Source organism: Autumnicola musiva, from assembly GCF_031846585.1.
In the GTDB taxonomy this organism is placed as follows: domain Bacteria; phylum Bacteroidota; class Bacteroidia; order Flavobacteriales; family Flavobacteriaceae; genus Autumnicola; species Autumnicola musiva.
This window is the reverse complement of record NZ_JAVRHK010000015.1, coordinates 24,799-39,618: the sequence shown is the minus strand read 5'-3', so window position 1 is coordinate 39,618 and position 14,820 is coordinate 24,799. Positions and strand designations below refer to the sequence as shown.

Here is a 14,820-nt window from a genome sequence, read left to right as displayed (position 1 = left end):
CCTCCGGTTTCTAAACTCTATCTTCAAGATCTTTAAACCCAACTTTATTTAAAATTAATCCTGAAGCCGGGGCAATGTAGTCCATCTGCAACGCAGGATCACCGCTAAGACTTTGCTGTATCTGGTCCAAACTTAGTTCCCCTTTTCCCACCTGTACCAAAGCCCCCATCATGAGACGCACCTGGTGCCGAAGGAAACCTTCCCCATGTACGTGGAATACGTAATTCTGCTCCGGGAAAAAACTCGCGGTAAAAAGGTTATTTTCAGTAATTTCAGCTTTTATTATTTCTCTTTCAAATTTGCTTTTTTCTGAAACCCTTACACAATAGTTCCTGAAATTATGCATCCCTTCAAACATTTTTGCTGCAGTTTTCATGGATTTAATGTCCAGATCTGTTACAAAGTTAGCCATCATGGGTGCACAAAAGGGATGATTTTTCTCCCCGAATGAAAACAGGTAAGCGTATTCTTTTATTTTCGGATGCTGAATAATATTGAATGCTGCATCCACCTGCTGTATTCCACTAGCCCTGATATCCTGCGGCAAATTCAGATTAAAAACATTTAAAAATTCATCCAGGTCTTCCAATGGCTCATGATCAAGAAACAACTCAAAAGCCGATTCTTCCGCAGAAACCATGGCATCGGTACGGCTGCTGCCTAAAATTTTAAATTTCCTGTCGGGCATAGCCCAACGAAGAGTTTTTGTAATTAAACCCTCCACCGTTTTCAAATTTGGCTGTTTCTGCCAACCATGCAGCCGATAGCCCAAAAATTGGATTTTGATTATATAGTAATAGCGTTTTGGCTGCAAACTGAAGTGTTTTTCTCAAATATAATAAGATATTCCACAGGCAAAGAAAAATTAATGCATAGGATAAGAACCTCCATATATTTTCAGAAGAAGAAATTATCTTGTTAAAGCTCCGGTTTCACTAATGTTTAAAATCATATTTATTTTATAGATTAGCAATTCCCTACACAAAAATTTTTAACCCTGAACATGTGCTTGGAGAATCCCTGTACCGGCTCAGAAATTAAATATTAAATATGAAAAAGATTTTCCTGTTATTTGGCCTGGGCTTATTAATGTCCTGCGGTTCTTCCCGGCAGCTTGAAGCAAACGAAATTACTAATGAAGAATTAGGTTACAATCCTTCCCATCCCATTTTAGTGGGCAGTAACGATTTAAGGTATGGCCCTGAATATGAACAGAATTACCTTAACAACCTTAGTGGCCCAAATGGTGAAGTAATCAGCTACACCCGCCTTGGCAGCTGTTGCGAGTTCGCAACCCCTAAAGGTATAATGGGTGGTGGTATGTTGGATAAATATGAAATTAAATACGAGGGGCTGGAAAAACCAATCATTCTCTATTTAAATATGTATGAACCAGCACCTAAGGAAATTAAGGTACCCAGTGGCCTTAAACTAAAGGAAAATTGAGAGCTCTACTTCATTTCGTTATTTTTATGGTATTTTCTTTTGGAATACAGGAAGAAGGTAGGGGGCAAGAAATCTCTACAGTATCATTTGATTGGCTATCCGGCAACTGGCAGAGAACTAATGATGAAGGCTTAAACCAAACATTTGAAAGCTGGAAAAAGAATTCTGCTATGGAATATTCCGGTGTGGGCTATACTCTAAATAGTGGAGACACAATTTTTAAGGAGAACCTTAGAATTGTTCAGAAAAACGATAAATGGAACCTCGAAGTTTCAGGAGAAAATGAAATCCCTGTAGTCTTTCCCATTATCAACTTCAATTCCCATAGCTTTACTGCTGAAAATAAATTAAATGAATTTCCGAAGAAAATATTTTATAGCTTTAAAGAAGGACGTTTAACAGCTACAATTTCCGCCGGTGATACAGAAATTCCATTTTACTTTATAAAAAGCAGATAATAATTAGAAACATCGGCCCAGGCTCACAAGCTATAAAGAAGATAATTTCCAAATTTAAAAAAGCCCCGCATCAGATTATAGTTGAGCTTAAGGTTTATCTTGATAATATGGCAGATCTTCAGAATAAAATTTAATGTTTCTCATCATAATGCGTAAAATGTATTTAAAGCTATGATCTTATAATCACTCACAAACAGGTTTAATATCAGCAACATATTCTAAATATCAGTATCTATTAATAACACAAAAAACTAAGCCAGTCTGTTATGAAAAAAAATGTAATAAAGCGTTTTAAAATTTAAACTTTTACCAATATATGAGTTGTCCACTAAGCAAGAAAACTGACATTTTACAAATTATTTGCATTACAATTTTACTTTCTTCCTGTAATACAATTAAACAGGGAAATACTACTAAAGATTCTACTTCAAATTTATCTCTGAACCACAATACACCACCTGGCACTATCCAATTAGAAGACAATCTTTATATTGATAAGACTCCGGTAACAAATTTGATGTTTATGGAATTCTTAAAAAGTTTAGATCGTTATTGGAATTTGGAAAAACATGATTCTATACAAAAGATGGCAAAATATGGTTTTGACGGGAGTGAGATAAAGAATTTTTTATCAAAAAATGTCCAAGAACGGGTAGGAATAAAAAATGATTCTTTGCTTACAATAGGAGAGGATCTCAATTTCGAGGATTACATAAATGATCCCTTTTATGACTATCACCCTGTTATACAAATTACAAAAGCCCAGGCTCAATTTTTTTGTTTGTGGAGAACAGATATGGTAATGCTAAGTTATGCTTATAAGGCTAAAAATCCAACTGAGCGAAAAAAATTTCCTTCTAAGGTAAACTACAGGCTGCCTGCAATAAGTGAACTAAAAAAAGCCGTTGAAACGCTTCATCCCCCTAGAATAGAAGTAATGAATTCAAAAATGAATCATGATAATGATTTACGAGAAGAGCTAAGAGAATTCGACTCAATGGTTTTATTTAATATTTCAGAATACACCTTGAACAATAAAATTTATGGAGCAAACTGGAGAAACAAAATAAGCAACGAAACCCAAAATGATTACACTGGTTTCAGATGCATTTGTGAAGTTGAAAATTAAGTTTTTCTTTTTATGGGTGAATATATTCAACAGCAATTCAAAGGTTTTCTTTCTACTCCCCCACTTTGGAAAAAAGATGAACTTTTTGGGATAAAACAGTTTAAACTTCCGGAAGGCTATCTTCTCCCGGAAGCATTGCAAAATCTCTATTCTCCCCATTCCATATTGGGCAAAAGAATGGAAAGCTTTTTTGAACATTTTATTAATCAAACTAGGGATTATGACCTACTTGCATCAAACATCCAGATTAACCGGGAAAAGCTGACAATTGGAGAAATAGATTTTTTACTGAAGCAGTTAAGCAATAAAAAATTGCTTCACGTTGAACTTGTGTACAAATTTTATGTTTATGACCCTTCTTTTAAAGAAGAGCTACAGCGCTGGATAGGCCCGAACAGAAAAGATTCCCTCCTACAAAAAATTGAAAAGCTAAGGAAGAAACAATTCCCCCTCCTCTTTAAGAATGAAACAAAAGATTTTCTCCAATCCATACCCCTTGATCCCAATTACGTAGAACAGGAAGCATGTTTCAGGGCGAATCTTTTTCTTCCGAAGAAATGGAGCCGCCAAAGTATTTCTTTAGTTAATAAAGAGTGTATTTGTGGATACTGGATTTCTAATGAGGATTTTCAGGCTGAAGAATATAAACATGCTCTTTTCTATAGTCCGAAAAAACAAAACTGGCCTTTAAATCCACGGTACAATAACATCTGGTTTTCTTTTTCTGAAATCAGAACTCAAATTAATTTTTTTCTGAAGAAAAAAAGGGCTCCTCTTATCTGGATGAAAAAAAATAAAGAGGAATATGAACGTTTCTTTGTAGTTTGGTGGTAACCACAGACAATTAATTTTAGTTATGTTTAATCCTTATCAAAAAATAAACAATAATTAAGAAAGATTTAGCACTACATCAGGCTTACAACCTTTGAAATTGCTGCAAATCGGCTTATCTTGAAATAACCAGAAATTTAATAAAAGGAGGGCGTGAAAATTGTATTTTTCAGGCTCTTTTTTAACCAAAAAACTAAACATATGTCATTGATAAGTCAGGAAGAATTTCAAAAAATAGCAGAACATAAAGGAGACGTTTGCGTTTCTATTTTTATTCCCACTCAAAGAGCAGGGAAAGAAGTACTTGAACAAAAAGATAAAAAACACCTGAAATCCTCCTGGGATGAAGCCAAACGAAAACTGGAAAAAAAAGGTATTTCTGAAGAAAAAATTAAAAGTATAGGGAAGCCTATTGTAGATTTACTGGAAGATCCGGAATTCTGGAGGCACCAATCTGACGGACTTGCAATTTTTGCTGCCGATGGTTTTTTCAGCAAATTCACTCTGCCCGTAAATTTTGAGGCTTATACTTATATTTCAGGCGAATTTTATGTGAGGCCTTTAGTTCCTGTTTTAAAAGATGAAGGAAGATTTTATTTGCTTGCCATTCAGCAGGACAATGTCAAATTTTATGAAGCTACTAAGCATAGTATTGGATCTGTTTATATTGAAGATCTTACTCCTGAACAGCTTGAAGATCGGGTTGGTTATGATTATGAAGAAAAACACAGTAAACACAAAACGCAGCATAATCTTTCGGGACAATCCACCACCCACGGTTATGATGCCGCTAACAGGGATGAAAAAAACGAGATTTTACGTTTTTTCAGAGCCGTAGATAAAGGATTGCATCAAGTATTAAATGATGAAAATGTACCGTTAGTGGTAGCCTGCCAGGATTATCTTTTTCCAATATATAAAGAAGCAAACTCCTATAATAACCTGTTTGATCAGGTGGTTCCCGGAAATCCTTCCGATACTGATATGTTCGGGCTACACGATAAAGCATTAAAGGTAATGGAACCTCATCTGGAGAAAGAAAAAAGAGATAAACTAAATAATTTTAAAGAGCTTAATCCGGAAAAAACCTCGACTGAAATTCATGATATTATTCCCGCGGCCTATGAGGGAAAAATTGATACACTTTTTCTTGAAAACAGGGCTGAAGTATGGGGTAAATATGATGAAAAAAACAGAAAGGTGGAGACTTCCACCGAGCAGTCAGATAATACCTATTCTCTCATGAACCTGACTGCGGCCAAGGTTATTGAAAACGGCGGATCGGTATTTCTTATTGAAAGCGCATTTATGCCTGAAAAGGAATCTAAGCTTAACGCAATTTACAGGTACAGCTAATTGCTCCTAATATTATATCATGAAAGAAGGCGGCTCCGGCCGCCTTTTGTAGTCAAAAGGTTATCTTTACAGGGAAAATTAATAAATTAAATGGAAATAAATCTTGCTGTATTAATAGACGGGGACAATATTCCTTCAGCATACATTAAGGAAATGATGGAGGAAATTGCCAAATTTGGGAATCCAACCATTAAAAGAATTTACGGGGACTGGACAAAACCACATCTTGCAAAATGGAAAGCCGTTCTTCTTGAAAACGCTATTAATCCCATTCAGCAATATGGCTACACGCAGGGCAAAAACGCTACAGATTCGGCTATGATTATAGATGCCATGGATATTTTATATTCCAATAAAGTAGACGGCTTTTGCCTGGTATCCAGTGATAGTGATTTTACGAGGCTGGCCACAAGATTGCGTGAAGCGGGAAAAAAAGTTATTGGAATAGGAGAAAAGAAAACTCCCGAGCCTTTTATAGTTGCTTGTGATCGTTTTATATATATTGAAATCCTGAAGAATAAAGACAAAGAAAGCGAACAGGAAACGAGCAAAGAAAAATCTGGTAAAAAGAGCAGTGTTGATAAAATTACTCCAAAAGTTATACGCCTGCTTTCCACTACCATTTCTGATATTGCCGATGAAGACGGGTGGGCGTTTCTTGGTGATGTTGGAAGTTTGCTTCAAAAAAAACAGCCAAATTTTGATTCCAGGAATTATGGGTTCCAAAAACTCACTCCCATGATAGGCTCCATAAATAAATTTGAAGTAGAATCCCGGGAAAATCAAAATTCCAGGTTTAAACTTATTTACGTTAGGAACAAACAGAATTAAAGATGAGAAGTATTAAAAAAGTTCATAAAGCAGAATATAGGCCAATTGCCGATTTAATTACATATTCTCCCATGCCTACCGGCAGTATTCAAATGATTGATCCATTCTTATTTCTCAATCATCATGGGCCTCAAAAGTATCCGCCCAATAATAATGGTTTACCATTTGGTCCGCACCCGCATAGGGGAATGGAAACTGTTACATTTATTCTTGAGGGGGACATAGCTCATAAAGACTCAGGTGGACATAAAAGCGTAATTGAAAGTGGAGGCGTTCAATGGATGACCGCCGGTAGCGGGCTTATTCATGCGGAAGTCTCTTCTGAGGAATTTAAAAAAGAAGGCGGCGATCTTGAAATTTTACAATTATGGCTGAACCTTCCGGCAAAGTACAAAATGACAAAGCCGCAGTACCTTGGCTTTCAAAAAGATCAGATTCCTACTATTTCTTTGGATGACGGAAAGATAACAGGGCAGGTAGTTTCAGGAAAACTTAAAGAGGTAGCCGGGGCTTTTGACACTTTTACCAATATAAACCTTGCTACTCTAAAATTTGAGAAAGAAGCAAAATTAGAACTTTCTGTCCCAATAGAGCATAATATATTTTTCTATGTAATTAATGGAGAATTTGATGTTAATGAAAACCAGGTTAAAGCACTTAATCTTGTAGAATTTAATAATGATGATGAACAACTCCAGATTAATGCAAAAGCCGGTAGCACATTATTATTTGGACATGCCCAACCTTTTGATGAACCGGTTATAGCCCGTGGTCCATTTGTAATGAACAGCTTAGATGAAATTGACCAGGCGTACAGTGATTTCCAGGCAGGAAAAATGGGTGAATGGAATGAATAGAATTTACTGGTGTACAACGTTATAATAGTCTTAAACCGGTCTGCCCTTTCTCCTGTTTTTAGTAAATTATAATAAAAATAATGAATTTATGGATATTACTTTAGAACAGGCACAGGCAGCAATTAAAGCTGCAGAACAAAAAGCACGGGAAATAAATGTTCCCATGAATATTGCAATTGTAGATTCAGGAGCCAATTTGAAAGCTTTTGCCAGAATGGATGGCGCCTGGCTGGGCTCTGTGGATATTGCTATAAAAAAAGCCGAAACTGCACGTTATTTTGATATGGAGACCGGGGAAATAGGAAAGCTTTCTCAACCGGGAAATGCACTTTATGGTATTGAACATTCAAACGACGGCCTGATTACTTTTCCCGGGGGCATCCCGATCAAAGATGTTGAAGGAAAAATTATTGGAGCTATAGGAGTCTCCGGAGGACAGGTAGAACAAGATCATGAGGTCGCTTCATTTGGAGTGAATGCAGTTAAATAGAATAAAACTATAACATATTAAAATCCCTGGACTTTCTCTTTCTAATAAGAAGTTCAGGGATTTTTTTAATTGAAATGTTGTGAGTTGGGAATCAGAGAAAATGGAAGAATATTGATCCCGTTTGTAATAAAAGTTAATTGGCATTCTCCTCTTCCGGAATCTCTGCATCTCGATTTACATAAGCCGAAACAGACCTGATAACATTATTGGCAATGCTATTAATTTGTTCCTGACTTTTTCTGTTAAACTCCCGGGTTTCCCCATCGTCATCAAAGAAGGACCATTTATTCGGCGGTCCTACAAAAGCAAAAGTAGGAGCCTCAGGACTGCTTACTTCAACCAGGCCCACATCAAATCTTATCTTTTCATCTTTAAATCTAAAACTTACGTCCATCATTACATCCCACTCATATACATCGCCATCATCCTTTAGTACGATTCCCTGCGGAACAAACATGCGGAATTCCAGATATTGATTAGCAATATCCCGTGTAATAGCCGATTCATAATTATCTATGGTAAATTTGGCCCACATAATAACCGATTGATACAAGTCATCATCAGGTTTTTCAGGATAATCTCTTATAACAGATTGCGTGAAACCATCGGGGGTAACTTTAAATTTTTCAGCAGTATTGGTAACTTGTGCCATCATTCCTAAAGGCAAAGCCAGGAGTAATATGGCAATTACATCAGTTCTCATAGTTTAGGGTTTTTGTTTATTTCAAGATAAGAAAAAGCGAAAAGAAATATTACAAAGGAATGTCAAGAATCGAATGAAATCCCCTGCAGCAGGTTAAATAAATCCTAATTTCAATTCAGAGATTTGTTGTGGACAGGACTATCCGTATTTTCAGTAAAAAGTTAGCTTTATGAAATCTATAAAATTAGGAAATACTTCTCTCGAAACTGCCCCTATCGTATTTGGAGGTAATGTTTTTGGATGGACTCTTGATGAAAAAAAATCATTTAAAATTCTGGATGAGCTGCTGGAAAAAGGCTTTACCACAATAGACACGGCAGATGTTTATTCCCGATGGGCACCGGGAAATAATGGAGGGGAATCGGAAAAAATTATTGGTAAATGGATGAAAGATCGTGGAGTACGTGATAAAATTAACCTGGCCACAAAAGTAGGTTCGAGTATGCAGCAGGGCGGTGATAAAGATATTTCCCGTAAGCATATTATAAAAGCCTCAGAAGATTCTTTAAAGCGGCTGCAAACAGATTACATAGACCTCTATTATACGCATTGGGACGATGATAAAACTCCTGTGGAAGAAACACTTTCAACTTATCAAAAATTAATTGATGCCGGTAAAGTAAGATACATCGGAGCATCAAATTTGTCTCCCGAAAGATTACAGGCTTCCCTTGATGCCGCCAAAAAAGAAAATTTGCCAAAATATGAAGTATTTCAACCTGAGTACAGTTTGATGGCAAGGAGAAAATTTGAAGAAAATATAAGGGAGATCTGTGATAAAAACCATTTATCTGTTTTAAGTTATTTCTCTCTGGCCAGTGGTTTCTTAACCGGAAAATATCAAAAAATTGAAGATGTTGAAGGCTCCAGCAGGGAAATGTTCCTTAAAGATTATTTTAATGAAGGCGGCAAAAGGGTCTTAGACGCCATTTGGGAAGTTTCCAATGAGCATATGGTTTCTGAAGCGGCTGTTTCTCTAGCGTGGATCATGCAGCGCCCGGGGATTACCGCTCCTATTGCCAGCGCTACAAAAATCTCTCATTTGAAATCATTTTTTGAGGCCATAGACATTGACCTTACCACAGAGCAAATGAAGCGTCTTAATGAAGCGAGTGCCTGGAGAGAAGATTTATTGTAACAGTAAAGCCTAAGGTTTAACTGAGATTTTGCAGTAACTCATTTGAACTTACCTGTAGCTGTTCACCAGACTTCATGTTTTTTAAAGTGAATTGCTGCTGCTTTATCTCTTCTTCACCTGCAAGAACAACAAATGGAATTTCCCGCTTATTGGCGTGATTCATTTGTTTCTTCATCTTGGCACTTTCAGGATATAACTCTGCGGTGATCTTATTACCGCGGAGTTTTTGTATCGCCTTAAGGGCATATAAGGCTTCTTTTTCACCAAAGTTGATAAAAAGTACCTTCGTATTTTCCGTAACCGTTGTGGGGAATAATTTCAATTCTTCCAGTACAAGAAAAATTCTGTCCAAACCGAAAGAAATACCTACTCCGCTCATATTCTTTAAACCGAAGATGCCAGTAAGATCATCGTACCGGCCACCGCCGCCTATAGAACCCATTTTAATATTTTCGGGAGCCGAAACTTCAAAAATAGCTCCGGTATAATAATTTAAACCTCTGGCAAGCGTGACATCTAAATCTAATTTAGCGGTTTGAAGAGGCATTTCAGCAATAACATTCTGGATAAATTCCAGCTCCTGAATACCTTTTTGACCAGTTTCAGAATTTTGAAGAATTTGCTTCAGGCTTTTTATTTTTTCCATAAAACTCCCCTGTAGGTTAAAAATAGGCTTGATTTTTTCAATCGCTTCTTCAGAAATACCTTTTTCAAGCATTTCTTTTTTAACTCCCTCCTCTCCTATTTTATCCAGCTTATCAAGAGCAACCGTAAAATCTATTATTTTATCCTGTTCACCAATAACTTCAGCAAAACCGGAAAGGATTTTCCTGTTATTGATTTTAATAGTTACCCCGTCCAGTTTTAAAGCAGTGAACACTGCATCATAAAGCTGCACAAATTCCACTTCCTGCCAAAGGCTGTCACTCCCAACCACATCTGCATCACACTGATAAAATTCCCTGAACCTTCCTTTTTGTGGCCGGTCTGCACGCCACACCGGTTGAATCTGGTATCTTTTAAATGGGAATTCCGTTTCATTTTGGTGTTGAACCACATATCTGGCAAAAGGTACTGTTAGATCATAACGCAAAGCTTTTTCACTTATGGAAGAAGTAATTTTTAAACTATCCTTTTCCTCATAAGCTTTCGCATCTGCCTTTCGTAAAAAATCGCCAGAATTTAAAATCTTAAAGATAAGGCGGTCTCCTTCTTCCCCATATTTTCCCATCAGGGTATCAGAATTTTCAAAACTGGGGGTTTCTATGGGTTGAAAACCAAAAATTTTAAATTGTTCCTGGATTTTGCCGAAAATGAAATTTCTTTTTGCCACCTCTGCCGGTGAAAAATCTCTCGTTCCTTTAGGAATAGAAGGTTTTTGTGCCATAGTTAAACGTAACGGCCAGTGCCGGAATTTTTATATATTTAAATGCTGTTCTTCTTTGGAAGTGCAAATATCTTAATTTTGACCGAACATAAACAAATTTTACTTTTTAAGTAACATAACGTTCATTTGTGAGTCTAATTTATGAGCCTGTAAATACTTTTTATGTTTTCATTGCTAAAAGAAAACCTTAGAATTGCACTGACATCTATTAGAAGTCAGTCTCTTAGAACCATCTTAACTGTGCTAATTATAGCAATTGGTATTACGGCATTAGTTGGAATTTTAAGCGCCGTGGCGGCACTTGAGAATACCATTGGCAATAATTTTGCCTCCATGGGCGCGAATACTTTTAATATACAACAGTACGATCTCACATTCCAACGGAGCGGTGGCGGAGAAAGAGAGAAAATAAATCCGGTTATATCTTTCAGGGAAGTAAAAGAATTTGAACAAAATTATAGCTTTCCATATACACAAACTGCAATTTCTTTTACCGGAACGAGCAGTGCGGAAGTTAAGTTCGAAAATGAAAAAACTGACCCTGAAGTTGCCGTAATTGGCGCGAATCAAAATTATCTATCTAATTCGGGACTGGAAATTGAAGAAGGCAGGGATTTTAATATTTTCGATATTCAGAATAATAACAACGTTGCTATCCTGGGCTCCGACTTTGCTGATGCTGAAGGTTTATTTCGCGGACAAAACCCAGTGGACAGAACCATAAGTATCCGCGGTGCCAAATTTAAAGTTATTGGGGTACTGGAATCTGAAGGATCTACCTTTGGAAATAATCAGGATTTACGTGTAATTATTCCCATACAACAGGCACGGTCTATTTTTACACAACCCAGGATAAATTATAATTTAAGCGTAAAAGTTGATGACAAAAATTATCTTGAAGGCGCACAGGATGAAGCCATTATTACCTTCAGAAATATACGGGGTTTGAATCCTGTGGAAGAAAACAATTTTGGAATTCAACGCAGCGATGACCTTATTAACCGCATCTTATCCATTACTGAATATTTAAATATCGCAGCATGGATTATTTCAATTATCACCATTTTTGGTTCTTCTATCGCCCTGATGAACATTATGCTGGTAAGTGTTACCGAAAGAACTCGGGAAATTGGGGTTCGCAAAGCACTGGGTGCGAAAAAAGGAACAATAGCAGGACAGTTTTTTATTGAAACCCTACTTATTGGTCAATTGGGAGGTGTATTGGGCATTTTGCTTGGAATATTAATTGGCTATGGAGTTGCCAAATTTGCCGATTTTGATTTTACCACTCCCTGGGTGGCTATTTTATGGGCAACTGCCATTACCATTGTTGTAGCTATTCTTGCAGGAAGTTTTCCCGCATTTAAAGCCGCTAAACAGGATCCTATTGAATCGCTACGCTACGAATAATTAATTTGAAAAGGAATCAATTTGAAATTTGGGAATGTAAATGTGACAATGGGAGAATAAACTCTTCAATAGTTCATTGTAATATTAATGTATTGGTACATTAATATATTAATAAAATTTCCAAATTACCTACTCCTGCACCACTTCCTGAAAATATTGATATAATTCTCCTTTTGTAATATTTGCCCCCTGCCGGATTAGAGCAAAAATATCTTTATTCCTGTCATCACTCATAGCTTTTGTTGAAGTAAATATGGTAACAGCGTCGTCCATAAGATTATTGCGCAACCAGTTATAACCTGCTTTGGAAGTAATATCAATGTCCTGGCTTTCTACCTTTACAGCTATAAGATTTATGGTAGCGGCGGTAATGTGAAACAGGAACATTTGGTTTGGTGAAAAATGCTCCAGGTATTCAACTTTATTAAGCACCCCTTCCCAAATAAGATCACTAAAAACATCCAGTTCCTTTTCGGCAACTTCAGGTTTGGTTTGTTTTATTTCTTTCCACTCTTCGGCAGTAATAGATTGCGTTGCAAGAAAATTTATAAATTCCTGGTGCATTTCCTCAAATTGCTCTTTAGTTAATCTGCTATACTTCATAAAGTAAAATTCTTAAATAGAAAAGCCTACTCAGTTATGAGCAGGCTTTATTATAAAAATAGGAATAAATTAAGCTTCGCCTACCACCTCAAAGGTAAAATTTGAAACTACTTCACGATGAAAACGTAAAGTTGCATCATACTGCCCTAAACGTTTAATGTTTCCACCGGCGATACTGATATATTTTTTATCTATTTGAACACCTTCTTTGGAAAGTGCTTCAGCTAAATCTGCATCTGTCTTAGAACCGAATAATTTATCTCCGGCTCCTGATTTTGCAGTAAGCTTAATCTCTATATCATTTAATTTTGCAGCCTGTTTTTTGGCTTCGTCTATATTCTTTTGCTCTTTATAGGCACGTTGCTTCAAAGTTTCAGCCAACACTTTTTTAGTTGACGAAGTGGCCAGTTCAGCATAACCCTGAGGAATCAGGAAATTTCTGCCGTAACCATTTTTAACGTTTACCACATCATCTTTAAAACCTAAATTATCTACGTCCTTCTTTAGTATCAATTCCATAATTGCCTAAATTTTATTTTAATAAATCACCAACATATGGCATTAACGCTAAATGACGGGCACGTTTTACCGCAACAGCCACTTTTCTCTGATATTTTAGAGAGGTACCTGTTAATCGACGAGGCAATAATTTTCCCTGGTCGTTTACCAGTCCCATAAGAAAATCAGGATCCTTATAATCAATATATTTTATACCTGATCTTTTGAAACGGCAGTATTTCTTTGCCTTGGTAGTCTCTATATTAAGAGGAGTAAGATATCTAATCTCTCCGTCTTTTTTTCCTTTTGCTTGTTGTTCAATAGATGTAGCCATACTTACGCTTTTTCCTGGATTCTTTTTCTTCTTTTCTCAGCCCAAGCAATAGCATGCTTATCTAACCTCACAGTTAAATAACGCATCATTCGCTCGTCTCTTCTAAATGCCAGTTCCAAAGGCTCAATAGTCTCACCCGGAGCTGTGTATTCAAACAAGTGGTAAAATCCACTTTTTTTGTGTTGAATTGGGTAAGCCAGCTTTTTAAGCCCCCAATCTTCCTTGGATATCATCTTGGCACCTTTAGAAACAAGAAATTCTTCGTATTTCTTAACTGTTTCCTTTATCTGTTCATCAGATAAAACGGGATTCAAGATGAAAACAGTTTCATAATGATTCATAAAAATTCGTTTAAATTAAATTGGCTGCAAAAATAGAATTAATTTTTATATTTTCAAAGCCTGAAGCTGAAGGACAAGATTCTTCTTTAATCGGTGAAAGTTAAGTTTATCTTGTAAGTCACAAATATATTGTTTAATATTGTTTAATATTGTTATGCTTAACCTATCCTATCTAATCTAACGTGGAAGAAATACTACTCAAATGTGCTGTTGTAGATGATTCGAGTTTGCAGCGATTATCTATCGTTAAACTAATTAAAGATCATCCAAATTTAAAGTTGGTGGCAGAGTACAACAACGCCATCGAAACCAAGAATGGTCTGCTGGATAACGAAACCGATTTAATATTTCTAGACATTGAAATGCCAATACTGTCAGGATTTGAGCTTCTTGATGATCTTCCCAACAAACCACAGATTATATTTGTTACCGGAAAAACCAAGTATGCCTTTAAGGCTTTTGATTATGATGCAGTGGATTATATTCACAAACCTGTGAATAAAGAGCGTTTTAATAATGCCGTAAACAAAGCTATTAATCTTTATAAACTTAAACAGCAATCTTCAGCTCCCGAAGATGAAGATTTTATTTTTGTGAAAAGCAACCTCAAAAACCGGAAGGTATTTTTGAGCAAACTCAAATACATTCAGGCCCTTGGCGATTATGTAAAGTTTATTACTGAAAAGGATAATTTTGTGGTTCTTGCTACCATGAAATCTTTTGAAAAACAACTGCCCAGCGACCGGTTTCTTCGCATTCATAAATCTTATATTGTCAACCTGGATAAGATAGAGCGGTACAACAGTAAGAATATAGAAATAGATAAAGAAAAACTTCCGCTTAGCCGGCACAAGAAAAACGATCTTGTGGAAGCCTTAAGCGCTATTCAGTAATTAAGAAAGCTTTAGAATTTTTAATTTTATCAAGCTGAACAATTTTCAGATTTTTTCCTGTGAAAATCTCGATAATTTCAAGATCCTGAACTTATTTCAGGACATGCCCTTACTA

The 14,820-nt window shown here is 36.3% G+C and carries 18 protein-coding genes; 11 read left to right on the top strand and 7 right to left on the bottom strand.

The features are described from left to right. Window positions 1-10: 10 nt before the first annotated feature. Window positions 11-814, bottom strand: a complete 804-nt coding sequence (gene truA / locus RM539_RS15945; protein WP_311504412.1) for a tRNA pseudouridine(38-40) synthase TruA — start codon at window positions 812-814, stop codon at window positions 11-13. A gap of 236 nt (window positions 815-1,050) precedes the next feature. On the opposite strand from truA, the gene RM539_RS15940 reads away from it, so the two are divergent. The 8 genes from RM539_RS15940 (at window position 1,051) to RM539_RS15905 (ending at window position 7,398) form a co-directional block, all read left to right on the top strand. Further along, window positions 1,051-1,446, top strand: a complete 396-nt coding sequence (locus RM539_RS15940; RefSeq protein WP_311504411.1) for a hypothetical protein — start codon at window positions 1,051-1,053, stop codon at window positions 1,444-1,446. Then, complete coding sequence (locus tag RM539_RS15935) at window positions 1,443-1,904, top strand: DUF6265 family protein (protein WP_311504410.1); 462 nt, start codon at window positions 1,443-1,445, stop codon at window positions 1,902-1,904. The genes RM539_RS15940 and RM539_RS15935 overlap by 4 nt, the downstream gene beginning before the upstream one ends. A 316-nt stretch (window positions 1,905-2,220) precedes the next feature. Next, on the top strand, window positions 2,221-3,033 hold the full coding sequence (locus tag RM539_RS15930; RefSeq protein ID WP_311504409.1) for an SUMF1/EgtB/PvdO family nonheme iron enzyme: 813 nt from the start codon (window positions 2,221-2,223) through the stop codon (window positions 3,031-3,033). Between the two features lie 12 nt (window positions 3,034-3,045). Continuing rightward, a complete protein-coding gene (locus RM539_RS15925; RefSeq protein WP_311504408.1) occupies window positions 3,046-3,867 on the top strand; it encodes a DUF1853 family protein in 822 nt (273 codons plus the stop codon). A 198-nt stretch (window positions 3,868-4,065) separates the two neighbouring features. Continuing rightward, entirely contained in the window at window positions 4,066-5,220 is a 1,155-nt protein-coding gene (locus RM539_RS15920) for a baeRF7 domain-containing protein (protein ID WP_311504407.1), read from the top strand. A 90-nt stretch (window positions 5,221-5,310) separates the two neighbouring features. Next, window positions 5,311-6,051 carry an NYN domain-containing protein gene (locus tag RM539_RS15915; RefSeq protein ID WP_311504406.1) on the top strand — a complete coding sequence of 247 codons (741 nt, stop codon included), beginning with the start codon at window positions 5,311-5,313 and terminating at the stop codon, window positions 6,049-6,051. A 2-nt stretch (window positions 6,052-6,053) separates the two neighbouring features. Next, window positions 6,054-6,908, top strand: a complete 855-nt coding sequence (locus RM539_RS15910) for a pirin family protein (protein WP_311504405.1) — start codon at window positions 6,054-6,056, stop codon at window positions 6,906-6,908. An 88-nt stretch (window positions 6,909-6,996) separates the two neighbouring features. Then, window positions 6,997-7,398 (top strand): GlcG/HbpS family heme-binding protein, encoded by a 402-nt coding sequence (locus RM539_RS15905; protein WP_311504404.1) that lies wholly within the window; start codon window positions 6,997-6,999, stop codon window positions 7,396-7,398. A 133-nt stretch (window positions 7,399-7,531) separates the two neighbouring features. On the opposite strand, the gene RM539_RS15900 is transcribed toward RM539_RS15905, so the two are convergent. Then, window positions 7,532-8,101 carry a hypothetical protein gene (locus RM539_RS15900; RefSeq protein WP_311504403.1) on the bottom strand — a complete coding sequence of 190 codons (570 nt, stop codon included), beginning with the start codon at window positions 8,099-8,101 and terminating at the stop codon, window positions 7,532-7,534. A 169-nt stretch (window positions 8,102-8,270) separates the two neighbouring features. Here RM539_RS15900 and RM539_RS15895 point away from each other — a divergent pair, with 169 nt between their 5' ends. After that, window positions 8,271-9,239 carry an aldo/keto reductase gene (locus RM539_RS15895; protein WP_311504402.1) on the top strand — a complete coding sequence of 323 codons (969 nt, stop codon included), beginning with the start codon at window positions 8,271-8,273 and terminating at the stop codon, window positions 9,237-9,239. Between the two features lie 16 nt (window positions 9,240-9,255). Here RM539_RS15895 and hisS read toward each other — a convergent pair whose 3' ends face one another. Then, window positions 9,256-10,626 carry a histidine--tRNA ligase gene (hisS, locus tag RM539_RS15890; RefSeq protein ID WP_311504401.1) on the bottom strand — a complete coding sequence of 457 codons (1,371 nt, stop codon included), beginning with the start codon at window positions 10,624-10,626 and terminating at the stop codon, window positions 9,256-9,258. 162 nt (window positions 10,627-10,788) lie between these two features. Here hisS and RM539_RS15885 point away from each other — a divergent pair, with 162 nt between their 5' ends. Beyond that, the gene (locus RM539_RS15885; protein WP_311504400.1) at window positions 10,789-12,036 is read left to right on the top strand and encodes an ABC transporter permease; all 1,248 of its coding nucleotides are present in this window, start codon (window positions 10,789-10,791) and stop codon (window positions 12,034-12,036) included. A 129-nt stretch (window positions 12,037-12,165) separates the two neighbouring features. Here RM539_RS15885 and RM539_RS15880 read toward each other — a convergent pair whose 3' ends face one another. From RM539_RS15880 to rpsF, 4 genes are all read right to left on the bottom strand, one after another. Next, a complete protein-coding gene (locus tag RM539_RS15880) occupies window positions 12,166-12,639 on the bottom strand; it encodes a DUF6495 family protein (protein WP_311504399.1) in 474 nt (157 codons plus the stop codon). Between the two features lie 69 nt (window positions 12,640-12,708). Then, window positions 12,709-13,158 (bottom strand): 50S ribosomal protein L9, encoded by a 450-nt coding sequence (gene rplI / locus RM539_RS15875; protein ID WP_311504398.1) that lies wholly within the window; start codon window positions 13,156-13,158, stop codon window positions 12,709-12,711. 13 nt (window positions 13,159-13,171) lie between these two features. After that, window positions 13,172-13,471, bottom strand: a complete 300-nt coding sequence (rpsR, locus tag RM539_RS15870) for a 30S ribosomal protein S18 (RefSeq protein ID WP_311484368.1) — start codon at window positions 13,469-13,471, stop codon at window positions 13,172-13,174. Between the two features lie 2 nt (window positions 13,472-13,473). Then, on the bottom strand, window positions 13,474-13,812 hold the full coding sequence (rpsF, locus tag RM539_RS15865) for a 30S ribosomal protein S6 (RefSeq protein WP_311504397.1): 339 nt from the start codon (window positions 13,810-13,812) through the stop codon (window positions 13,474-13,476). Window positions 13,813-13,994: 182 nt separating this feature from the next. Between rpsF and RM539_RS15860 the strand changes: the two genes are divergently transcribed. After that, window positions 13,995-14,705 (top strand): LytR/AlgR family response regulator transcription factor, encoded by a 711-nt coding sequence (locus tag RM539_RS15860; protein WP_311504396.1) that lies wholly within the window; start codon window positions 13,995-13,997, stop codon window positions 14,703-14,705. The last annotated feature ends 115 nt before the right edge of the window (window positions 14,706-14,820 follow it).